Below are 19,530 nucleotides of genomic sequence, written 5' to 3' on the forward strand. Positions count from 1 at the left end.
ACTAGAAGCACAGCGTGGTGACGAGCTTGCCTTGCTTGTCCTTGATCGCATAGGGGCAGCGCAGCCGCTCCAGCGCCTTCTTGGCGTCCTCGTCGCCGAGCGCTGCGGCACGCTCGTAATAGGCTTTTGCGGCGTCCTTGTCCTTCGGACCGCCGCGGCCTTCCTGCGCGAAGGCGCCCATTCGCTCCAGCGCGCCGGGATGGTTCTGCGCGGCCGCCTTCTCGAACTGCGCACGCGCCGCCGCATCGTCCTTCGCACCGCCCGTGCCTTCGGAGAGCATCAGGCCGAGCTGGTACTGCGCCTCCGCGTTGGTCTCGGCGGCCTTGCCCAGCAGCGCGCGTGCCTGCGCGGGATCGGCCGGCGCGGCGCCACCTGCGCCGCCGAGCGCGGCGAGATTGCTGACACCGCGGGGATTGCCGGCCTGCGCCGCCTTCTCGAACAGTTTTCGCGCCTGCGCTTCATCCTTCGCAACGCCGGAGCCGGTGCCGTAGGCCACGCCGAGCTCGACCATCGCCGCGCTCGATCCCTTGTCCGCGGCCTTGCGCCAGGCGACGATCGCCTCGCCTGTTTGCCTGTTGGCCGCATAGGCGCGGCCGAGTTCGAACATCGCCCGCCGCGAGGATGGCGCAGCCTGCTTGCAGAACTTGATGGCGGTCGCGATGTCGGACGCCGCGATGTCAGTTACCCCCTTCACATCAACCGGCTTGTCGGGATCGCTGGGATCGGCCGCCAGGCGGTCGCACAGGACGAGATCGGCCGATTGCGCCTGTGCCGCCGCGGGCGCCGCGAGCGCTAACAGGGCTGCGAGGAAATGAGTGCGCATGATCGCCACGTTGCGTCCCGGCCCCGGCAAATTCAAGGCTCGAGTCCCGATTGGCGGAGCACGGGCACGACCTCCGGCGATGCCAGATAGCGCAGCAGCCGGTCGGCGGCTTCGGCACGTCTGGCATTCGCCATGCGTCCGGCGGAGAACACGGCCGGCGTCTGCAATCCATGCGGGATCGGACCGACGACCTCGATGCCGCCAACCTGCTTCAGCTCGCTGATCTGCTGCACGGCGAGGTCAGCCTCGCCGCTGATGAGCCGCTCCGCCGTAAAGCCCTGCTCCACGATGGTGGCCTTGGCATTGATCTCCGCTGCTATGCCCATCCGCACGATCAGCTGGGCGAAATACACGCCGCTCGCGCCAAGCCGCGAATAGGCGACGGACTGCGCCGCGAGCAGCGTCTCGCGCAGCGCGGCTTCGCTGACGATGCCGGGATGCGCCTGCCCTGCCCGCACGGCGATGCCAACGAAGGAGCGCGCCAGATCAACCGCGCTCGCGGCGACCACGCGGCCCTCGTCGATCATCTCGTCGAGCCCCTCGCGCGTGAGGATGACGAGATCGGCGGCCTCGCCGTCCCGCAGCCGCTTGAGCAGCGCCAGGGTCGGCGCGAAGTCGGCATCGACATGGATGCCGCTGGCGGCTTCGAAGGCCGAAGACAGGCTGCGCATCGCGCCCATCAGGCCGAGCGTCGAGAGCATGCGGACATTTTCCATGTGCAATTCCTGTCGCGATCAGGCGCGGTGCATCAGCTTGAGGGTCGCGGTCAGGCGCAGGCTTCGCTTGCCGGCGAGCGCCGCGGCCTCGAGCACCGCCTGTTCGCTGTCATAGCTACCGGAGAAGCCGATGCCGACCTCGTGGCCGCCGAAGATCGGATCGTCCTTGGCCGGCGTGTGCTCCTGATTGAGGATCTGCCCCTTCCAGCGGCCCTTCGCGGCGGTGTAGCTGCCGAGATAATAGAACGCGGCATCGCCGCCGAGGATGCGGCCCTGATTGAGCAGCATCACGCCAGTGAGCCCGCCATCGAGGCCGTCGAGCATGCGCAGATGGATCGAGTACAGGCCATCGGCAATGCCGCCTTCGCCGACGCCGCCGGCGATCGGCACCTCGTCTTCCCTGATCGGCGTCATCACCGACTGGAAGGGCACGCCCGGCAGCTCCTTCAACTCACCCTTGAAGCGATAGAGATCGCCGTCCGCCCAGCCCTTCGCGATCAAGGTCGCATCGTCGGTGCCGGCCATGGCGCGGTAGTTCGGATCGGGATTGTGGCGGACGGTCTTGATCACGACGTCGACGCCAACTTCGGTCTTCTCATAGGTGCCGATATGGGCGAAGGCCGAATTGCCGCCGAGCATCTTGCCATTGCCGGCATGCATCACGGCCCGGCCGACGTTGTCGCCGAGCTGAAATCTGACCTTGTAGAAGCCTTCAATCACCAGCCGTGTCCCCGGCCCTGCGCATCCGGGTCCACTCTATCCCGCTTTCGGCGGCGATGGACAAGTTTCGCGCGGCCGAGACTGACAGGCCACAGGAACGACCGTCATCAGAACGCAAAAATCCGCCGGAGCCTTGCAGCTCCGGCGGATTGAAAGCCAACCCGGGCCAGCCCGGGAGGATCTTAGGCGGCCGCCTTCTTGTCGGCGGGCACGGACGCGATCGTCTTCAGGATCTGCGAAGCGATCTGGTAGGGGTCGCCTTGCGAGTTCGGGCGGCGGTCTTCCAGGTAGCCCTTGTAGCCGTTGTTGACGAAGGAGTGCGGAACGCGGATCGAGGCGCCGCGGTCGGCAACGCCGTAGCTGAACTTGTTCCACGGCGCGGTCTCGTGCTTGCCGGTCAGACGCTTGTCGTTGTCCGGGCCGTAGACCGCGATGTGGTCCATCAGGTTCTTGTCGAAGGCCGCCATCAAGGCCTCGAAGTACTCCTTGCCGCCGACCGTACGCATGTACTCGGTCGAGAAGTTGGCGTGCATGCCGGAGCCGTTCCAGTCGGTGTCGCCGAGCGGCTTGCAGTGAAATTCGATGTCGATGCCGTACTTCTCGGTGAGGCGCAGCATCAGGTAGCGGGCCATCCACATCTGGTCGGCAGCGGTCTTGGAGCCCTTGCCGAAGATCTGGAATTCCCACTGGCCCTTGGCGACTTCCGCGTTGATGCCTTCATGGTTGATGCCGGCAGCAAGGCAGAGGTCGAGATGCTCTTCGACGATCTTGCGGGCGACGTCGCCGACGTTCGAGTAGCCGACGCCGGTGTAGTACGGACCCTGCGGCGCCGGATAGCCTGATGTCGGGAAGCCGAGCGGACGGCCATCCTTGTAGAAGAAGTACTCCTGCTCGAAGCCGAACCAGGCGCCGGCGTCATCGAGGATGGTGGCGCGCTTGTTGGAGGCGTGCGGGGTCTTGCCATCGGGCATCATGACTTCGCACATCACGAGCACGCCGTTGGTGCGGGCAGCGTCCGGGAAGACGGCGACCGGCTTCAGCACGCAATCGGAGCTGTGGCCTTCGGCCTGCTGGGTGGAGGAGCCATCGAAGCCCCAGAGCGGAAGCTGCTCGAGCGTCGGGAACGACGCGAATTCCTTGATCTGAGTTTTGCCGCGCAAATTCGGAGTCGGCGTATATCCGTCGAGCCAGATGTACTCGAGCTTATACTTGGTCATTGAGCCTCTCTGTAGATGATGCGAAAGGTGGGGTTGAGAGCCCCGCACGTTTGTACCCGGCCATCATCGGCCGGCCCCCTACAAGCATTTTGCGTGCCAAAAGGCCGCAGTCTCCAAGGTTCTCCTCGGGGCAGGCTCCTCTCCGCCCGACGGCCGCTTGTCCACAGCGGCATGCGTCACAGCCGCGCACCTTCGCGTGAAGCTGCACCGCAAAATCCCGCGGAAAACGCCTGATTCTGGAGCAGGCCGCCTGGTCCCCCACGTCGCCGATGAAACGCGCATCAACGCCCGGCAATTTTCGCAAAGTCTTCGCCCGTGCCTAGCAACTTTTGGAATGGCCCCAGCGTTGGTCATCTGCGCGGTGCTTTGGAGGGTGCAGAAGGCTGCCTGCCTACAAATTAGGCGGAAACTGATTTCCTTTTCAGCACTTTGCAATTCGGGATGCGCGGCCGATATGGGGATTCCGGTAACCACAATCGAACGAGTCGGGCGCACCATGGAGGCCAAGGCGCTTTCGACCAAGGAGAAATCGCAATGATGAACAATGGTCTGAGTCACGGATCTGCGAAGATCTACCAATTCCCCGCCGGGGGCCGTGCGGCTCTCGCAGGACGCCGCCATGGCGAGACCCGCCTTCCCGCCGATCACGCGTCGCTTCCCGCGAACGTCTCGATCTGCAGCGACAGCTGGTACCATCAGGAAGCGGTCGACGAAGCCAAGCCGAAATGGGATCGCTGATGCCTGTGGCTGGTTTGATACCGCCGCGCCCTCGCAAGCGCTCGGCGGCAGTTCGAAAAAAGGGTCGAAACAACGATGTTTCGGCCCTTTTTAATTCCAGCTGCCTACCCGGCTAGATCCCGGGCTTTTCAACCACCGCGCAGGCCGTGACCGGCCGCTTCAGGTGCTTCACCGTGGTAGGCCCGGACTTGGGAATCCTCAGCGTGACCCCCGCCCCCCGAATAACGCGCTCCCGACACCGCCAGCCGCTTGGCGAGCGTCACCGGCTCGCCGTCGATCTGGAGGAATGCGCGCTTGTCATCGTCATAAAGCCCGACGATGAACTGCGTACCATCGGCGCAGCGGTAGGTTTGGAAGGTTTGCGCATCGGCCTGCCGCGAACCGAGAACTCCAGCTGCAAGCAGGGTGATAGCCAAAACAATGGCCTTGTGTCGGTCCATGATCGCCCCCTGTAATGGACTCAAGGACGCCGCAGCGCGTCCAATGGAACCATAACCCAAGCTGATCCCATGCAAGACTCTTCCCTGAAAGACTCCCCTGCCCGCCACCTCGCCCTGCAAGGCGCCAGCAATTTTCGCGATCTCGGCGGCTATCCGACCACCGACGGCCGCACCACCCGCTGGCGGCACATCTTCCGCTCCAACCATCTCGGCCAGCTCACCGCGGCCGACATCGAGATCGTCAGAGCGCTGGGCGTGCGAAGCGCATTCGATTTCCGTGGGCTTCAGGAGCGTGCAGCCGGCGTCTGCGTCGTGAACGAGATCACAGTACATTCGCTGCCGATCGAGCCGACTGTCGTCGCGGCGCTGCGCGCCGAGCTCGCGAGGGGCACGCTGACGGCGCCGGTCGCGCTGGAGCTCATGCGCGAATCCTATCGCAACTACGTTCGCCACAACACGCACAGCTTTCGCAACCTGTTCGGCCATCTCCTGGAAGACCGCGCGCCGCTCGTGATCCATTGCACAGCGGGCAAGGATCGCACCGGCTTTGCCAGCGCGCTGATCCTTCATGCGCTCGGCGTCGCCGATGACGTCATTGCCGAGGACTATTTGCTGACCAACCAGCACTACAAGCGCGATGCGACGGCGGCCATCGACCTGCCGGAGGACGTCCGCAATGCCATCGGCAGCGTCGAAGCCTCTTACCTTGCTGCAGCCTTCGAAGCCGTTGGCAAGGACTATGGCGATATCGAAACCTATCTGCGCGACGGCCTCAAGCTCGGCACGGTCGAGCGGACCGCGCTGAAGGAGCGCTATCTGCAGGCGTGATCAGGATTGCCGATCGGCGGGAAGCCAGCTTGCGGCCAGGACGGCGTCTGTGATCGCTCGGCAAAGCGCTTTGGAAACCTGGAGCGTGCTCCAGTCGCTTTGATGGAGCATGTCGGGACAATCCGTAGGATCGAGCAATTGCTCGAACGATACGCCGTTCTGCACGTGCCAATGCCTCATCAGGGCCCAACGCTGAAACACGTTGACCTTTTTAGTTTCCGCGATCCTGCGGATCTCCATGACCATCTTTTCCGAAAGCTCCGCCTTGTCGTCACGGAGCATGGCCGTCCCATATTGCGGATCGATCAACACGACGTCCATCGGCTGCTCTCGCGGCTGAAGCAACCGGTGCACCCCGTCGGTGATCGCGTCGACAACATCCTTGAACTTGTACTTATCTTTGTGAAAGACCGCGTTGGTACCGATCTGCCAAAGCACCAGCGAGGGGCTGTCGGGAAAGATATCGGTCTTGAAGCGTTTCAACTCTTCCGGTGCTTCCTGCCCGCCCTTGCCCCGGTTTAAGACATCGATCCGAGTGTTCGGTAATGGCTCGGCATAGTGCTGCCGCAGATACATCTCGAGGCGATAGGGGCAAGGCACGACGTCCGCCCGTCCAGCCGTCGAGGACGATCCCATCGCGACGATACGAACCGGCTCTGATCCGCGCAGCGCATTGAACAGGTTTCGCAGCGGGTGTTGGAGCTTGATGATGCCTTGGGGAGCGTCCACGGCCGGCAGACTCTCGGACATATCAATCCCCTCCCGCCATCCAAGGTTGCGTCGATCATTCAGCCTTGAAGCCGCCGCCATTGCAAGTCCAATTCGAGCGGAGCAATGGTCGGCGCGAACTGAAACAATGGAGAGTCTCGTGCAGGGAAAAGTGATTGTCGTGACCGGTGCGCTCGGCGCGCTTGGCAAGGTGGTCACCGAGACCGCGCAGGCGCGCGGCGCGCGTATCGCGGGTATCGACTATGCGCCTTCGCAAGCCCCTGCAACGCCTGAAAGCATCGAGATCGGCCGCGTCGACCTGTCCGAGGCGGCGCAGGCGAAGGCGGCCGTCGATGCGGCCGCAAGGCATTTTGGCCGGCTCGACGCGCTGATCAACATCGCCGGCGGCTTCGCTTTCGAGACCGTCGGCGACGGCGACATCACGACTTGGCAGCGCATGTACGCGCTGAACGTGCTCAGCGCGCTCAACACCTCGCGTGCGGCGTTGCCGCACCTCGCCGCATCCAAGGCCGGCCGCATCGTCAATCTCGGCGCCATGGGCGCGCTCCAGGCCGGCAGCGGCATGGGGCCCTATGCGGCTTCGAAGGCCGGCGTGCATCGCCTCACCGAGGCACTTGCCAACGAGTGGAAGGGCAAGGTCACGGTGAACGCCGTGCTGCCCTCGATCATCGACACCAGGGCCAACCGCGCGGACATGCCAAAGGCGGACTTTTCCAAATGGGTGACGCCGCAGGAGCTTGCCGAAGTCATCCTGTTTCTCGCCGGTGACGGCGCAAGCGGCATCACGGGGGCGCTGATCCCGGTTGGCGGACGGGTGTGAGTCGAAGCTTGGGCGGCGGCATCCGGGCGTCAGCTGTGATTCAATCTGAGCCGAGAAGGCTCTAGACTGCTCCCGACTGATTCTCCGATCGGACATTCCCTTGGAAACCGCGCTCTATCTGCCCGTCAAACGCTTCCTCGAAGAGCTCGGCTTCACCGTGAAGGGCGAGATCGGCGGCTGCGACCTTGTCGGCCTCAGCGCCGGCGATCCACCTGTGGTGGTGATCGGCGAGCTGAAGCTCACCTTCAATCTCGAGCTGATCCTCCAAGCGGTCGACCGCGCGCCGGCCGGTGACGAGGTCTGGATCGCCGCCAGGATGTCGGCCCGCGGCAAGGGACGCGAAAGCGATGCGCGCTATCGCAATCTCTGCCGCCGTCTCGGTTTCGGCATGTTGGGGGTCACCGATCGTGGCCAGGTCGAGGTGCTGGTGAAGCCGCCGACGGCGGCGCCGCGCCGCGAGCCGAAGGTCCGCTCGCGCCTCGTTGCCGAGCATCAGCGCCGCCAGGGCGATCCCGTGCTCGGCGGCAGCACCCGTGCGCCGATCATGACGGCCTATCGGCAGCAGGCGCTGGCCTGTGCCTCGGTGCTCGCCGCGGGCCCGCGGCACGTACGCGAGTTGCGCGAGCGCTGTCCCGATGCCGGCAAGATCTTGCTTAACAATGTGTATGGCTGGTTCGAGCGGGCCGAACGTGGGATTTACGGGCTAACCGAGGCGGGGCACGCGGCGTTGAAACGCTGGCCACAGCAACGGGTTGAAACCGATGCAGGTGCCGCGTCACGGCCGTGACACCCGACCGGTGCATAGCTGAGATGCCACACCGATTCCATATTGCAATGCAACATTCACGGCACTAGGTATCCCGGCATCAAGACGAGGCCGTTATGAGCGCAGACTGGAATACCAAATATGGCACGCGGCGCGTGCGCCACGATCCGCCCACCCTGGACGAGGCGATCTTCGCCGCTGTGGGCATCACCGACGATCAGGAGCAGCAGGCCGAGATCGCGGCAGCGCTGATGGGGATGCCGCTCGATGTCGTGCAGGCCGAGGTCAAGAAGCAGGCCCGTACCAACAGCCGCATCACTGCCACGCGCGTGATCGCCGGCGAACAGGGCGCGCAGCGCTCCGTGGTGGTCGAACGCCGCGTCGTCCGCCGTTTCGGCAACGACAAGCGCACCGGCACCTGAGCGCTCACCTCGTGACCCAGAATACGAAAGCGGACCGGCCTTGCCGGTCCGCTTTTTGTTTTACGCGGCGCGATTGCCGTACATGCTGGAGATGATCTTCCAGCAGGTCGAATTGAAGCTGAGCAAAGCCCGGCCTGCCGTGAACGGCGAAGCCGCGAGATCTGCAAGCTCTGCCTCGGGCGTCTTGGCGAGATCGATCGTGCCGGTCGATTCGCCATGGCGGAATGACAGATCCGCGCCGAACTTCCTGGCCAACGCCCGCATGGCGTGATTCTCGGCGCCGGTGGTGATGCGCAGGCGCTTGTAGCCCTTCCAGCGCGCTTCCGCGATCAGGCGGCGGAACAGCACGGTGCCAACGCCGTGGCGGCGCGCGGAGGTCTCCACGCTGAAGGCGACCTCGGGCAGCGAATCATCCTCCGCGGGATGCAGCTCGGCCGCACCGCGGACCACGCCATCGACGATGTAGGCGACGATCACGGTGCCGTCTTCGGCGCACCGGGCGGCGTAGCGCTCGATGAAGCTGTCGTCGAGAAATCCGTTGAAGCGGTCGTGCCGGCTTGCGGGATCCAGTCTCAACAGATGATCGCGCAGGAGCGGCAATTCTTCCTGCTGGATCAGGGTCCGCACATAGCCCGGGGCGATGCGGATGGTCTCTTCAAGTACCACGTCAAAACTCCTCTTGGTGTCCCTCGAGGAGGCGTTCGAATCCCTAGGCTCCCAATATTGTGCATCGCACCATAATTTTCAAGATGGGAACCTGCTCAAGTTAGAGGCACCGTGAGCGACCAATTCGTTAACAAAATCAAGCCGCCACGGTCTTACAGGACCAGTTGCGTCTGAGTCACCACGGCCACCAGTCTACCGTCCTCCGTCTCCAGCCGGGTGGTCCAGACCTGGGTCCGCCGCCCCCGATGGACCGGGGTGGCGGTGGCAATGATTGTGGTTCCTTCCTTGGCCCCACCGATGAAATTGGTCTTGCTCTCCAGCGTCGTCGTGCCCTTGGCGTCCTCGGGCAGGTTGATCACGGTCGCCGCGGCGCCGACGGAATCGGCCAGCGCCATCACCGCGCCGCCATGGATGGTGTGGTGAAGCGTGCAAAGATCGGGGCGCACGGTCATTCGCGCCACCACGCGATCTTTTTCAGCCTCGACGAACTCGACGCCCTTGAGCTCGGCAAACGGCATCTTCATCGCTTTAAGTTTCTCGAGCGGCGTCATCGGATCTCCTCCCAATTCCTTGTTGTATCAGCGTGAATTGCTTCGCGCGGCAAAGCAATGACGTCGGAGGTCATGGCCGGGCTGACATCGGCGCAGACATTGTGCATAGGCTTCTCGCATGCGCCACTTCCCGCCCCGCCGCATCGTCTGCCTGACCGAAGAGACGGTCGAAACGCTCTATTTGCTCGGGGAGCAGGACCGCATCGTCGGCGTCTCCGGCTACGCCGTCCGTCCGCCCCAGGTGCGGCGGGAGAAGCCGCGGGTGTCGGCGTTCGTGTCGGCGGACATCCCGAAGATCCTGGCACTGCAACCGGACCTGGTCCTGGCCTTCTCCGATCTCCAGGCCGGCATCGTTGCCGATCTCGTCCGCGCCGGCGTCGATGTCCATGTCTTCAACCAGCGCGACGTCGCCGGGATCTTGACGATGATCCGCACGCTCGGTGCACTGGTCGGCGCCGCCGAGCGCGCGGAGGACCTCGTTCAGGATCTTGAGCGGCGCCTCGCCGCGATCGCCGCGGCGCCCCGTCCCTCGCCGCGGCCAAAAGTCTACTTCGAGGAATGGGACGAGCCGCTGATCTCGGGCATCGGCTGGGTGTCCGAGCTGATCGAGATCGCCGGCGGCGAGGATGCGTTTCCCGAGCTGCGGCATCGGCAGGCCGCGAAGGACCGCATCGTCTCGGCGGACGCTGTGCGTGAGGCCGCGCCCGATGTGATCCTCGCTTCATGGTGCGGCAAGAAGGTCGTGCCTGCTCGCATCAAGCAGCGCGACGGCTGGAGCGAGGTTCCGGCCGTGCGCGACAATCGCATTGTCGAGATCAAGTCGCCGATCATCCTGCAGCCGGGACCGGCGGCGCTGACGGACGGGCTTGATGCAATCGTGGCGGCGCTGTGGGGCGAGCGCCCCTGATCTCTCCGTCGTCATTGCGAGCGAAGCGAAGCAATCCAGAGTGTCTCCGCGGAGGGATTCTGGATTGCTTCGTCGCAAGAGCTCCTCGCAATGACGACTGGGCGCGCGCTCTTCCTCACGTCACCGCATTCACGACCTGGTACTCCGGCCGCCGCCACACCTCGCCTGCGATTACTTCCTCAATCATCTCGGCCGCCCGCACGATCTCGCTCTCGCCGATATACAGCGGCGTGATCCCGAACCGCATGATGTCGGGCGCGCGGAAATCGCCGATGACGCCGCGGGTGATCAACGCCTGCATGGCGGCGTAGCCGCCGTCGAAGGCGAAGGAGACCTGCGAGCCGCGGTGCGCGTGCACGCGCGGCGTCACCAGCTTCAAGGACGGGCAGCGGTGCTCGACCTCCGCGATCAGGAGATCGCCGAGCGCCAGCGATCGCGCCCGGACCTCGGCGATATCGACGCGGTCCCAGATGTCGAGCGAGGCCTCCAGCGCCGCCATCGCCAACACTGGCGGCGTGCCGACACGCATGCGCTCGACGCCGCCGGCCGCGGCATAGGCGAGTTCGAACGCGAACGGCTTGGCATGACCCATCCACCCCGACAGCGCCGCGCGCGCGCTGTCGGCGCAGCGCGGTGCGACGTAGAGGAAGGCCGGCGCGCCGGGGCCGGCGTTGAGATATTTGTAGGTGCACCCCGCGGCGAAATCCACACCACAACCCGCGAGATCGACCGGCAGCGCGCCGGCGGAATGGGCGAGATCCCAGACCGTGACGATGCCGAGCGCATGCGCTTTCGCGGTGAGCTTCGCCATGTCGTGGCGGCGTCCGGTGCGGTAGTCGACCTCGGTGATGTAGAGGACTGCGACCTCTTCCGACAGCGCGGCCTCGATCTTCTCCGGCGCGACCAGACGCAATCGATGACCCCGCCCGAGCGTTTCGATCAAGCCTTCGGCCATGTAGAGGTCGGTCGGGAAGTTGCCGATATCCGACAGGATCACCTTGCGCGACGCGTTCAGGTCGAGCGCGGCCGCGAGTGCCTGATAGACCTTGAGCGACAGCGTGTCGCCGACCATCACGGAGCCGCCCTCCGCGCCGATCAATCGTGCGATGCGATCGCCGACATGGCGCGGCTGGGCATACCAGCCGGCGGTGTTCCAGGCGCGGATCAGCTCGTTGCCCCACTCGTCAGTGATGACGCGGTTGACACGCTCGGCAACGCCTGTTGGCAGCGCACCGAGCGAATTGCCGTCGAGATAGATCACGCCGTCGGGCAGATGGAACAACGCCCTGGTGTCGTCATAAACGCGAAGCTGCGACTTGGTCATGGACATCTCTAGAGAATGGTACGCACGCGCCAGAGTTCGGGAAACAGCTCGACCTCCAGCATGCGCTTGAGATAGCTGACGCCGCCGGTGCCGCCGGTACCGCGCTTGAAACCGATGACGCGCTCCACCGTCGTCACATGGTTGAAGCGCCAGCGCCGGAAATAATCCTCGAAATCGACCAGCTTCTCAGCGAGCTCGTAGAGCATCCAGTGCGTCTCCGGCGTCTCGTAGACCTGGCGCCAGGCCTGCAGCACGCCCTCATTCAAGCTGTGCGTCTCGCGCACGTCACGCCCCAGCACGGCCGCGGGCATCTTGAGCCCGCTGCGGTCGGCGAGCCGGAGCACTTCGTCATAGAGGCTCGGCATCGCAAGCTCGGCTTCGAGCAGCTTCGTCACTTCGGCGTCGTGCGCATGCGGCTTCAGCATGGCATGATTGCGGTTGCCGAGCATATATTCGATCAACCGGTATTGGCGCGACTGGAAGCCCGAGGACTGGCCCAGCTGCGAGCGGAAGCGGGTGTATTCGCTCGGCGTCATGGTGCGCAGCACGTCCCAGGCGCCGTTCAGCTGCTCGAAGATGCGCGATACCCGCGCCAGCATCTTCATCGCGGGCTGCACTTCGTCCCGCGCGATGGCGCGGCGCGAGGCGCTGAGCTCGTGGATGGCAAGGCGCATCCACAGCTCCGTGGTCTGATGCTGGATGATGAACAGCATCTCGTCGTGCGCTTCCGAGAGCGGATGCTGCGCGCCGAGGATCGCATCCAGCGCCAGATAGTCGCCATAAGACATGCGCCGGGCGAAATCGGTCTCGGCGCCTTCGCTTGCAGGATCGTAATCGCTGGACGTCATGACAGGTCCTTTCGATCGATCATCCCTCGCCCCGTCAGTCGAGGCCGATCAGGCGTCCGGTGATCGACGATGATGGGTCCTTGAGCCCATCGATCACAGTAAAATGGTTGAGCCCGGGATCGATCACGAGGTGCGTCGGCACGTCGAAACCGGTCCAGACATTGGCCATCAAGTCAGACTGGCGGATGAATTCGGGGCGTTCGCTGCCACCAACCCACGCGGTCACAGGCACATGCCCGCGCGGCAGATGCAGCGCTGCGCTTTCCAGGGTCGCCTCCTCCACGGTCATACGCAGCGTCTCGTTCATCTTGGTCTTGAGGAGCGGACGCAGATCATGCAGGCCGCTGATCGAGAGCGTCCCGGCAATGCGGTTGTAGACGGCAGGCTCGAGCCGGCTGTCGTCGCACAGCATGCGCGTGACGAGATGGCCGCCGGCAGAATGGCCGGCAAGCCGGATCGGCCCTGCGACTAGCGAAGCCGCCTTGGCGATCGCGGCGGTGATCTCGGCGGTGATGTCGGAGATGCGCGCGGCCGGCGTCAGCGTGTAGCTTGGCTGCGCCACCGTCCAGCCATGATGCCGGGCGCCTTCGGCGAGGTCGGTCCAGGTCGACTTGTCGAAACGCATCCAGTAGCCGCCGTGGACGAAGACGACGAGACCCTTGCTGTCACCGTCGGGCAGGATCAGGTCGAGGCGCTGGCGCTCGCCGGCGCCGTAGGCGATGTCCGCACGAAAATCCTTCAGTCCGGCGCGGTAGGCTGCCGCCCGCTCTGCCCACAGCGCCGGCATCTTGTCCGAGCCCGGGATATGGGCCGAATTGGCATAAGCATCATCCCAATCGCGCATCGTTACTCCCAAGGACTTAAAAGGCCCAGCGAACCCGCCTCCAGTCTGCCACCGGCGCGGCCGCCATCCTAGTCTTTATTTTAAGCTTAAAGGATTTAGGCGCACTGGTGGTGGCAGTCGCTGGGGCCGCGATGCCGTAGGGTGGGCAAAGTGAAAGCATGCCCACCGTCTACCTCGAGATTGAGGGAAAGGAAAATGGTGGGCACGGCGCAAGCGCGCCTTTGCCCACCCTACCGGACTTTCATCCGTCATTGCGAGCGCAGCGAAGCAATCCAGAATCTATCCGCGGCGGCAGTCTGGATTGCTTCGTCGCTTCGCTTCTCGCAATGACGGCGGTGAGAGGCCTACGCCTTCTCCACGCCGCACCATTCCGCGATGAACAGCGCCATCGCCTTGGTCGTCTTCTTCAGCGAGTCCAGGTCGACGAACTCGTTGAAGCCGTGCATCTCGCCGCCGCTCGCGCCGAAGCACAGGCTCGGGATGCCGTGGTTGAGGCCGTAGAAGCGGGTATCTGTGAGCGCGGTGAACACGAGGTCTTCGACCGCGCCGCCATAGACGGTATTGAAGGCCTTGCCGAACGCGGCCTCGGGCGCGGCGGCGTCAGTCAGTTCATACCCCTCCGACAGGAACCCCGACCATTCGATCTCCGGCGGGTTATTGGCGAGGAAGCGGTGGTTGCGCGCGGCTGCCGCAACGCAGGCCATGATCTCCTTTTGGTGATCGGCGATCGACCAGCCCGGCAACACGGCAATCCGGCAGTCGACGTCGCACCAGGCCGGCACGCTGGAGGCCCAGTCGCCGCCCTTGATGATGCCGGGGTTGAAGTTGATGGGGTGGTTGAGCGCCTTGAAATGCCGATCGGCTTTCGCGCGCTCGTTCCATTCGATCTCGAGTTTTTGCAGCGACTGGATCAGATGATAGGCCGCCATGATCGCATTTGCCCCGGAGCCGGCGAAGGCCACGTGAGTCGGATGCCCCTTCACGCGCAGGCGGAACCAGATCACACCGACCTGCGAGCGCACCATCTTGCCGCCGGTCGGCTCCGGGATGAAGCAGGCATCGGCACGATAGCCGCGCTGAAGCGTCGAGAGCGCGCCGACACCGGTGCTCTCCTCCTCGATCACGGACTGGAAGTGGATCCGCGCCGTCGGCTTGAAGCCGGCGGCCGTGATCGCATCGAGCGCATAGAGCGCGCCGATGGTGCCGGACTTCATGTCGCAGGCGCCGCGGCCGAACATCTTGCCGTCCTTGATGACGGGCGAGAACGGCGGCGTATCCCACAATTCCAGCGGACCTGCCGGCACCACGTCGCAATGGCCCTGAAGGATCAGTGATTTGCCGGCGCTGGTTTGCGGGCGATAGGTGCCCACCACAGAACGCGCCTTGGAGAAGTCGTGCTCGATCGGGCCGAAGCCACGCAGATCCTTGAGGTCGTCGACATTGATATGCCAGTCGTCGACCTCGTAGCCGCGCTGGCGCAAGAGGTCTCCGATCATGTCCTGGCACGGTCCCTCCGCCCCGCGGGTCGAGGGGATCGCGACGAAATTACGTGTGGTCGCAAGCTGGGCTTCGAAGCCGGCGTCGACGGCGTCAAGAATCCTCTGCTGCGTTTCGGCATCCATCAGGCAACTCCAATCGGCATTCAGATCATCGATGGAGCGCAGGCTAGCCGATTTCAGCCGTTCGGGTACTCCACAAAATAAGCATCCCTCAATGCATCTTCGAGCAGTCGGCCTTCCGAATAGCCCGCCAGTGTCGCAGGCCGGCTGACGCCGTCGAGCAGGCGCGGACACGGCTCGGGCGCGCCGAGCACCGTGCGCACCGGGATGCGCTCGGCATAGATCGGCAATTCGTAGTCCTCATCGTCGTCGGCCACGCCCTTGGCGCGGACTTTGGCCGAGGCCTCCTCGATCTCCATCGCAATGAAGGAGGTCGCCTTGATCTCCTGCGTGTTGCTCTGGCGCAGGTTCGCCGTGCGCCCCGGGAAGAAGCGGTCGACCATCGCGATCACCGCACGCTCCTTCTCCTCGAGATCGGTGACGAGGTAGGCCGTGCCGAACGCCATCACGGCGCGGTAGTCGGCGGAGTGATTGAAGCCGCAGCGCGCCAGCACGAGACTGTCGAGTTGCGCAACCGTCAGGCACACGCGCTCGCCTTTGGTCTGGTTGCGCAGCATGCGGCTGGCGCTGCTCCCATGCCAGTACAGCTTCGTTCCTTCGCGCCAGAAGAAGGTCGGCGTGCAATAAGGCTGGCCGTCGATGACGTAGGACACGTGGCACAGCATCGAGGAATCCAGGATGCGGTGAACGGTCGCGTGATCGTAGAAGCCGCGGTCGTGACGACGCTTCACCTGGTTGCGCGCTGACGTCGGATAGGAATTGGAAGTCTCAACCTGGCTCACGGCCGCACCCCGGAATTGGAAACAATCCAGGAGAGTTGTAGCGGCGGATTTGGTCTGCGATAGTGCCAATTCCATGCAAAAAATTCCAACCAATTCTTCCTCGCCGACCAAGGCCGAGCTGCCGCTCGACCTCGCCGGTCCGCACATCACGGCGGGCGCCTCGGCCGCGCACCGGCTGTACCAAGCGCTGTGCGAGATGATCGTCTCCGGTCTCGTCAAGCCCGGCGAAGCGCTGCCGCCGTCGCGGACGCTGGCGCAGCAGACCGGCTTCCGCCGCAATGCCGTCGTCACCGCCTATGAACGCCTGATCGCCGACGGTTTTGCCGAGGCGACCGTCGGTTCCGGCACCTTCGTCGCAGCGCGGATTCCGGCGCGCGCGGCCGAGACGAAGACGCCCAAGGCCGTGATCGAAACGCCCAGGCAAGGCGCGTTCGCGCTCGGCTGCACCCATATCGACGAGCGGGCGCTGCAGCGCTTCCGCGCCTTCGTCGGCCGCCGCATGCGCGCATTCGGACCCGAGCATCTGCACTATGGCGGTCCCCGCGGCAGCCGCGAGCTGCGCGCGGCAATCGCCGATCACCTGTTGTCGGCGCGAGGCCTGCGCTGCGACCCCGATCAGATCATGCTCACATCAGGCACGCTGCATGCGCTGCGCATCGTGCTGAGCGCAATCCTGAAGCCAAACGACAAGGTCTGGTGCGAGGACCCCGGCTATCCGATCGTGCGCCAGACCATCGCACAATGCGGATATCGCACCGTGCCCGTTCCCGTCGACGCGCACGGCCTGCACGTGGCCAAGGGCCGTGCGGCGGCGCTGTCTGGGCGCGCGGCCTATGTCACGCCGTCGCACCAGTTTCCACTGGGCGTCCAGATGTCGATGCCGCGGCGGCTCGAGCTGCTGGACTGGGCGAAGCAGGCCGGCGCCTTCGTGCTGGAGGACGATTACGACAGCGAGTTCCGCTATGACGGCGCGCCGCTGATGTCGCTTGCCGGCATCGATCACCTCCAGCGCGTGATCTACATGGGCACCTTCGCCAAGACCCTGTTTCCGGGCCTGCGTATCGGCTATTGCGCCCTGCCCGAGCGCCTGATCGGGGATGCGACTGCTGCGCGCGCCGCGCTCGACCGCTTTCCCGGCACGCTGATGGAAGGCGCGGTGGCCGATATGCTCAATTCCGGCGCCTTCGCTGCGAACCTCAAGCGGGTGCGCAAGCTCTATCGCGAGGCGCGTGATGCCCTGGCCGCGACGCTGGAAGCCGAATCCGACGGCGCGCTATCGGTGCCGGTGCCCTCACAAGGGCTGCATCTTGTCGCCCAGTTTGAACCGTCGGTCGATCTGGCGGTGGCGGTAGAGGCCAGGCAGGCCGCGGGCGCGGACGGATGGCTGCTCGCCGACACCTATTCGCGCGCGCGTCCCCTGCCCGGCTTCGTGCTGGGATTTTCCGGCCACGCGATTCCGAAGCTTGTGGCGTCAGCGGAACGGCTGGCCCGGGAATCACGCGCCGCACTGCGCACGAGAGCCAAATCGGCCCGGCGGGCGTGACGAAGCCTCACTACCAGAATCGCAAGCCCATCCCTACATTGCGGCATCGATGCCGGGACCTCACATCATGCTTTTCCGCCGTGCAGTCTGCCTCTCGCTCCTGCTCTCCGCCGCGCTCGCGACGACGGCGCATGCCGTCACCGTGGGACGCGAGCAGGACATCGTCGACCTCAAGCTCGGCCAGCGCGTGCTCGTGGATGACGGAACCTGCCCCGCCGGACAGGTGAAGGAGGTGCGCGGCGCGAAGATGACCGACAAGGGCGTCGCGCGGACCAGCGCCTGCGTGCCGCGTTACGGTCCGAAGACGAAATGATCAGAGCATGATCCGGAAAAGTGCGCAGCGGTTTCCGACGAGATCATGCTCGATAACGCGGCGCGCTACTTCGCCGGGTCGAACATGCACTGCAAGGTCGGCTTGGCGATCTTGGTGAAGGTCTCGCCGATTTCGCCCTGCTTGGACGTCGGCACCCAGTCGGTCTCGATCGTCGGTACGCCGGTCTCGCTGATGCCGCGCAGCAGCGCCTCGCGCAAATCGCGGTCCTCGACGACGGCGGCGGCATGGTCGTGCAGGCAACCGCAGACCTCTTCCGGGTGCTCCCAGCGCCCGAGCATGCGCGGCGCACATTGACGCACGAATTCGCTGCGGGGATCCGGCAATCTCGAGGGAGCGCGTACCTGCGCCTGAGCGGCATTCATCGTCAGGAGGGATATGAACGCTGCGGCGCAGAAGCGAACAAGCATGGTGGCCATTGCCGGCTGATTTTCTTGTTGGCGATCAAAAGCGCGTGGCGAGCACGATCGGCTGCGGTGCGGTGATCGTCAGCGGCGAACCACTGTACTGGAAGGTGCCGACACCGGGCAGACTGCCGTCCGGTGCACCTGCGAACGAGGAGCCGGCGAGCACGAAACCGAAGGCAAGGATGAAGCTGAGCGCGCGCATGGTCTTGTCTCCGAATCGTGGCCGGCGGTGCGCCGTCGACGTGGTGAAGCTGATAACCATGGGCGGTTTCGCGCGTGATGCGCCAAAAGCCGAAAATGGTTTCATCTTCGTGAGAATTGTTTCGTGGCATTCGGGACGACGAAACATTCGGCCAAAAAGCCCAATCATTTCAGATGGCCCGCGCTCCGGCCCAAAGCCGCCCGACAAGTTCCTGTTCAAGCTTGGGGGAGCCTCGGATGCAGGCGCCGTCACGCGCCAGCCTCACGCGCTTCACACGCATTTTACGTTTTTCTGCTGAAGAGGAAGCCGAACGAAGGCTGGGCCCTGTCGAACCGGGGGCGCTTCGGCTGCGACCCAAGCCATCGAAATCGAGACGCCCGGGATCACCGGGCGCGTTCACGTGAGGGATGGCCATCATGATGCCGACAGATCGCGCCGCGACACACGAGGCGGACCAATGGACGGGCCGCGGAGATCAACGCCCCGTTCGCAACGGCGCCACGTCATCTGGTGAAATGGCGCTGCAATCAAACCGCGGCTTTGAAGCCGCGCCACAGACCTTCGTGCGGCTGACCGGATCGTATCTTGCAACGCCGCGCGCCAGCCGCGCTGTCGTCACTGAGTGAACGCAGCGCGTCAATGCGTGAAGAACTCCCCGCACTTCTGGACGCTTGCGTCCGCAGGTCCCCACGGCATGATCGGCACCGTCGAGGTTGAGTTCTTCGGCGAACCCTCGATCAGCTTGTCCGAATAGACCATGTAGACCAGCACGTTACGCTTGGCGTCACAGCCGCGCACAATCTGCATCCTTTTAAAGAACAGCGAACGGCGCTGGCGGAACATGTCGTCGCCCTGCTCCATCTTGTTCTTGAACTTGATCGGGCCGACCTGGCGACAAGCGAGCGAGATGTCCGAGACCTCCTCGGCCAGGCCCAGCCAGCCCTTGAAGCCGCCCTTCTCCGGCACCGTGAAATGACAGGCCACGCCCTCGACCTCGGGGTCGTCGAGGCCATAGGTCGCGAGCTTGTCATTCGGGCTCATCCATTTGAACACGGTCGAGCGGCGGAAGATCAGATCCGGCTCGTCGGCAGCTCTCGCGGAAGCCACCGGAACAGCCAGAGCCAGGAGGAATAAAGCGAGGCCTTTCAAGCGGATGCCGGCAAGACCAGGGAAACGAGATGACATGAAGTTCTCCGGTAACAAGTCACCGCAATGTAGGCATCGCCTGGCCGGTCAGGAAGACGAGCGGCAAGCGGCGCGGTCGCCGTTTACCGCTCTGTGAGGCTT

Annotated in this window: 25 protein-coding genes and 1 pseudogene; 10 read left to right on the forward strand and 16 right to left on the reverse strand. The window is 64.5% G+C overall.

Features of this window, described 5'->3' with window-relative positions:
- Position 1 precedes the first annotated feature (1 nt).
- The 4 genes from NLM27_RS14995 to NLM27_RS15010 all read right to left on the reverse strand — a co-directional run bounded on the left by NLM27_RS14995 (position 2) and on the right by NLM27_RS15010 (position 3,476).
- Complete coding sequence (locus NLM27_RS14995) at positions 2 to 823, reverse strand: tetratricopeptide repeat protein (protein WP_254144040.1); 822 nt, start codon at positions 821 to 823, stop codon at positions 2 to 4.
- Between the two features lie 32 nt (positions 824 to 855).
- Positions 856 to 1,539, reverse strand: coding sequence for a substrate-binding domain-containing protein (locus NLM27_RS15000; protein ID WP_254144041.1), 684 nt, complete (start codon positions 1,537 to 1,539; stop codon positions 856 to 858).
- Between the two features lie 18 nt (positions 1,540 to 1,557).
- Positions 1,558 to 2,259 carry a GrlR family regulatory protein gene (locus NLM27_RS15005; protein ID WP_254144042.1) on the reverse strand — a complete coding sequence of 234 codons (702 nt, stop codon included), beginning with the start codon at positions 2,257 to 2,259 and terminating at the stop codon, positions 1,558 to 1,560.
- Positions 2,260 to 2,441: 182 nt separating this feature from the next.
- Positions 2,442 to 3,476: a glutamine synthetase beta-grasp domain-containing protein gene (locus tag NLM27_RS15010; protein WP_254144043.1), complete on the reverse strand. Its 1,035-nt coding sequence runs from the start codon at positions 3,474 to 3,476 to the stop codon at positions 2,442 to 2,444.
- Positions 3,477 to 4,010: 534 nt separating this feature from the next.
- Between NLM27_RS15010 and NLM27_RS15015 the strand changes: the two genes are divergently transcribed.
- Positions 4,011 to 4,214, forward strand: a complete 204-nt coding sequence (locus NLM27_RS15015) for a DUF2735 domain-containing protein (protein ID WP_212286043.1) — start codon at positions 4,011 to 4,013, stop codon at positions 4,212 to 4,214.
- 112 nt (positions 4,215 to 4,326) lie between these two features.
- Here the strand turns inward: NLM27_RS15015 and NLM27_RS15020 are convergent.
- A pseudogene (locus NLM27_RS15020) lies at positions 4,327 to 4,654 on the reverse strand (MliC family protein).
- Between the two features lie 84 nt (positions 4,655 to 4,738).
- On the opposite strand from NLM27_RS15020, the gene NLM27_RS15025 reads away from it, so the two are divergent.
- Entirely contained in the window at positions 4,739 to 5,482 is a 744-nt protein-coding gene (locus NLM27_RS15025) for a tyrosine-protein phosphatase (protein WP_254148828.1), read from the forward strand.
- Here NLM27_RS15025 and NLM27_RS15030 read toward each other — a convergent pair whose 3' ends face one another.
- Entirely contained in the window at positions 5,483 to 6,232 is a 750-nt protein-coding gene (locus NLM27_RS15030) for an SGNH/GDSL hydrolase family protein (protein WP_254144044.1), read from the reverse strand.
- A 118-nt stretch (positions 6,233 to 6,350) separates the two neighbouring features.
- Between NLM27_RS15030 and NLM27_RS15035 the strand changes: the two genes are divergently transcribed.
- From NLM27_RS15035 to NLM27_RS15045, 3 genes are all read left to right on the forward strand, one after another.
- Complete coding sequence (locus NLM27_RS15035; protein ID WP_254144045.1) at positions 6,351 to 7,031, forward strand: SDR family oxidoreductase; 681 nt, start codon at positions 6,351 to 6,353, stop codon at positions 7,029 to 7,031.
- 100 nt (positions 7,032 to 7,131) lie between these two features.
- Positions 7,132 to 7,818 carry a DUF2161 domain-containing phosphodiesterase gene (locus NLM27_RS15040; RefSeq protein ID WP_254144046.1) on the forward strand — a complete coding sequence of 229 codons (687 nt, stop codon included), beginning with the start codon at positions 7,132 to 7,134 and terminating at the stop codon, positions 7,816 to 7,818.
- Between the two features lie 95 nt (positions 7,819 to 7,913).
- Positions 7,914 to 8,219: a hypothetical protein gene (locus NLM27_RS15045; RefSeq protein ID WP_015686575.1), complete on the forward strand. Its 306-nt coding sequence runs from the start codon at positions 7,914 to 7,916 to the stop codon at positions 8,217 to 8,219.
- Positions 8,220 to 8,279: 60 nt separating this feature from the next.
- Here NLM27_RS15045 and NLM27_RS15050 read toward each other — a convergent pair whose 3' ends face one another.
- The gene (locus tag NLM27_RS15050) at positions 8,280 to 8,885 is read right to left on the reverse strand and encodes a GNAT family N-acetyltransferase (RefSeq protein ID WP_254144047.1); all 606 of its coding nucleotides are present in this window, start codon (positions 8,883 to 8,885) and stop codon (positions 8,280 to 8,282) included.
- Between the two features lie 152 nt (positions 8,886 to 9,037).
- Complete coding sequence (locus NLM27_RS15055) at positions 9,038 to 9,436, reverse strand: PaaI family thioesterase (RefSeq protein ID WP_254144048.1); 399 nt, start codon at positions 9,434 to 9,436, stop codon at positions 9,038 to 9,040.
- 118 nt (positions 9,437 to 9,554) lie between these two features.
- Between NLM27_RS15055 and NLM27_RS15060 the strand changes: the two genes are divergently transcribed.
- Positions 9,555 to 10,343: a cobalamin-binding protein gene (locus NLM27_RS15060; protein ID WP_254144049.1), complete on the forward strand. Its 789-nt coding sequence runs from the start codon at positions 9,555 to 9,557 to the stop codon at positions 10,341 to 10,343.
- 115 nt (positions 10,344 to 10,458) lie between these two features.
- Here the strand turns inward: NLM27_RS15060 and kynU are convergent, their stop codons facing one another.
- The 5 genes from kynU to NLM27_RS15085 form a co-directional block, all read right to left on the reverse strand.
- Positions 10,459 to 11,673 carry a kynureninase gene (kynU, locus tag NLM27_RS15065; RefSeq protein ID WP_375142248.1) on the reverse strand — a complete coding sequence of 405 codons (1,215 nt, stop codon included), beginning with the start codon at positions 11,671 to 11,673 and terminating at the stop codon, positions 10,459 to 10,461.
- A 2-nt stretch (positions 11,674 to 11,675) separates the two neighbouring features.
- Positions 11,676 to 12,515 carry a tryptophan 2,3-dioxygenase gene (gene kynA / locus NLM27_RS15070; protein WP_254144051.1) on the reverse strand — a complete coding sequence of 280 codons (840 nt, stop codon included), beginning with the start codon at positions 12,513 to 12,515 and terminating at the stop codon, positions 11,676 to 11,678.
- A gap of 34 nt (positions 12,516 to 12,549) precedes the next feature.
- A complete protein-coding gene (locus tag NLM27_RS15075; RefSeq protein ID WP_254144052.1) occupies positions 12,550 to 13,359 on the reverse strand; it encodes an alpha/beta hydrolase in 810 nt (269 codons plus the stop codon).
- Between the two features lie 344 nt (positions 13,360 to 13,703).
- Positions 13,704 to 14,981 carry an ArgE/DapE family deacylase gene (locus NLM27_RS15080; protein WP_254144053.1) on the reverse strand — a complete coding sequence of 426 codons (1,278 nt, stop codon included), beginning with the start codon at positions 14,979 to 14,981 and terminating at the stop codon, positions 13,704 to 13,706.
- Positions 14,982 to 15,034: 53 nt separating this feature from the next.
- Positions 15,035 to 15,760: a pyridoxamine 5'-phosphate oxidase family protein gene (locus NLM27_RS15085; protein ID WP_254144054.1), complete on the reverse strand. Its 726-nt coding sequence runs from the start codon at positions 15,758 to 15,760 to the stop codon at positions 15,035 to 15,037.
- 73 nt (positions 15,761 to 15,833) lie between these two features.
- Between NLM27_RS15085 and NLM27_RS15090 the strand changes: the two genes are divergently transcribed.
- Together NLM27_RS15090 and NLM27_RS15095 are read left to right on the forward strand one after the other, a co-directional pair.
- Entirely contained in the window at positions 15,834 to 17,303 is a 1,470-nt protein-coding gene (locus NLM27_RS15090) for a PLP-dependent aminotransferase family protein (protein WP_254144055.1), read from the forward strand.
- A gap of 67 nt (positions 17,304 to 17,370) precedes the next feature.
- A complete protein-coding gene (locus tag NLM27_RS15095; RefSeq protein ID WP_254144056.1) occupies positions 17,371 to 17,616 on the forward strand; it encodes a DUF6719 family protein in 246 nt (81 codons plus the stop codon).
- 65 nt (positions 17,617 to 17,681) lie between these two features.
- On the opposite strand, the gene NLM27_RS15100 is transcribed toward NLM27_RS15095, so the two are convergent.
- Both NLM27_RS15100 and NLM27_RS15105 read right to left on the reverse strand, forming a co-directional pair.
- Positions 17,682 to 18,044, reverse strand: a complete 363-nt coding sequence (locus NLM27_RS15100; protein ID WP_254148829.1) for a hypothetical protein — start codon at positions 18,042 to 18,044, stop codon at positions 17,682 to 17,684.
- Between the two features lie 34 nt (positions 18,045 to 18,078).
- Positions 18,079 to 18,243: a hypothetical protein gene (locus NLM27_RS15105; protein ID WP_254144057.1), complete on the reverse strand. Its 165-nt coding sequence runs from the start codon at positions 18,241 to 18,243 to the stop codon at positions 18,079 to 18,081.
- On the opposite strand from NLM27_RS15105, the gene NLM27_RS15110 reads away from it, so the two are divergent.
- Together NLM27_RS15110 and NLM27_RS15115 are read left to right on the forward strand one after the other, a co-directional pair.
- Positions 18,224 to 18,541, forward strand: coding sequence for a hypothetical protein (locus NLM27_RS15110; protein WP_254144058.1), 318 nt, complete (start codon positions 18,224 to 18,226; stop codon positions 18,539 to 18,541). The genes NLM27_RS15105 and NLM27_RS15110 overlap by 20 nt on opposite strands.
- A gap of 109 nt (positions 18,542 to 18,650) precedes the next feature.
- A complete protein-coding gene (locus tag NLM27_RS15115) occupies positions 18,651 to 18,869 on the forward strand; it encodes a hypothetical protein (protein WP_254144059.1) in 219 nt (72 codons plus the stop codon).
- 10 nt (positions 18,870 to 18,879) lie between these two features.
- Here NLM27_RS15115 and NLM27_RS15120 read toward each other — a convergent pair whose 3' ends face one another.
- Positions 18,880 to 19,428: a CreA family protein gene (locus NLM27_RS15120; RefSeq protein WP_254144060.1), complete on the reverse strand. Its 549-nt coding sequence runs from the start codon at positions 19,426 to 19,428 to the stop codon at positions 18,880 to 18,882.
- Between the last annotated feature and the right edge of the window lie 102 nt (positions 19,429 to 19,530).

The organism is Bradyrhizobium sp. CCGB12, assembly GCF_024199845.1.
Classification (GTDB): Bacteria; Pseudomonadota; Alphaproteobacteria; order Rhizobiales; family Xanthobacteraceae; genus Bradyrhizobium.

Excerpts from the sequence above, each read along its gene's own strand:
- NLM27_RS15115 (WP_254144059.1), top strand. The coding sequence starts at position 18,651 with ATGGCCATCATGATGCCGACAGATCGCGCCGCGACACACGAGGCGGAC.
- NLM27_RS15110 (WP_254144058.1), top strand. The coding sequence starts at position 18,224 with ATGAAGCTGAGCGCGCGCATGGTCTTGTCTCCGAATCGTGGCCGGCGG.
- NLM27_RS15000 (WP_254144041.1), bottom strand. The coding sequence starts at position 1,539 with ATGGAAAATGTCCGCATGCTCTCGACGCTCGGCCTGATGGGCGCGATG.
- NLM27_RS15030 (WP_254144044.1), bottom strand. The coding sequence starts at position 6,232 with ATGTCCGAGAGTCTGCCGGCCGTGGACGCTCCCCAAGGCATCATCAAG.
- NLM27_RS15075 (WP_254144052.1), bottom strand. The coding sequence starts at position 13,359 with ATGCGCGATTGGGATGATGCTTATGCCAATTCGGCCCATATCCCGGGC.
- NLM27_RS15090 (WP_254144055.1), top strand. The coding sequence starts at position 15,834 with ATGCAAAAAATTCCAACCAATTCTTCCTCGCCGACCAAGGCCGAGCTG.
- NLM27_RS15120 (WP_254144060.1), bottom strand. The coding sequence starts at position 19,428 with ATGTCATCTCGTTTCCCTGGTCTTGCCGGCATCCGCTTGAAAGGCCTC.
- NLM27_RS15060 (WP_254144049.1), top strand. The coding sequence starts at position 9,555 with ATGCGCCACTTCCCGCCCCGCCGCATCGTCTGCCTGACCGAAGAGACG.
- NLM27_RS15095 (WP_254144056.1), top strand. The coding sequence starts at position 17,371 with ATGCTTTTCCGCCGTGCAGTCTGCCTCTCGCTCCTGCTCTCCGCCGCG.
- NLM27_RS14995 (WP_254144040.1), bottom strand. The coding sequence starts at position 823 with ATGCGCACTCATTTCCTCGCAGCCCTGTTAGCGCTCGCGGCGCCCGCG.
- NLM27_RS15015 (WP_212286043.1), top strand. The coding sequence starts at position 4,011 with ATGATGAACAATGGTCTGAGTCACGGATCTGCGAAGATCTACCAATTC.
- NLM27_RS15105 (WP_254144057.1), bottom strand. The coding sequence starts at position 18,243 with ATGCGCGCGCTCAGCTTCATCCTTGCCTTCGGTTTCGTGCTCGCCGGC.
- NLM27_RS15010 (WP_254144043.1), bottom strand. The coding sequence starts at position 3,476 with ATGACCAAGTATAAGCTCGAGTACATCTGGCTCGACGGATATACGCCG.
- NLM27_RS15080 (WP_254144053.1), bottom strand. The coding sequence starts at position 14,981 with ATGGATGCCGAAACGCAGCAGAGGATTCTTGACGCCGTCGACGCCGGC.
- NLM27_RS15045 (WP_015686575.1), top strand. The coding sequence starts at position 7,914 with ATGAGCGCAGACTGGAATACCAAATATGGCACGCGGCGCGTGCGCCAC.
- kynA (WP_254144051.1), bottom strand. The coding sequence starts at position 12,515 with ATGACGTCCAGCGATTACGATCCTGCAAGCGAAGGCGCCGAGACCGAT.
- NLM27_RS15055 (WP_254144048.1), bottom strand. The coding sequence starts at position 9,436 with ATGACGCCGCTCGAGAAACTTAAAGCGATGAAGATGCCGTTTGCCGAG.
- NLM27_RS15100 (WP_254148829.1), bottom strand. The coding sequence starts at position 18,044 with ATGCTTGTTCGCTTCTGCGCCGCAGCGTTCATATCCCTCCTGACGATG.
- kynU (WP_375142248.1), bottom strand. The coding sequence starts at position 11,673 with ATGTCCATGACCAAGTCGCAGCTTCGCGTTTATGACGACACCAGGGCG.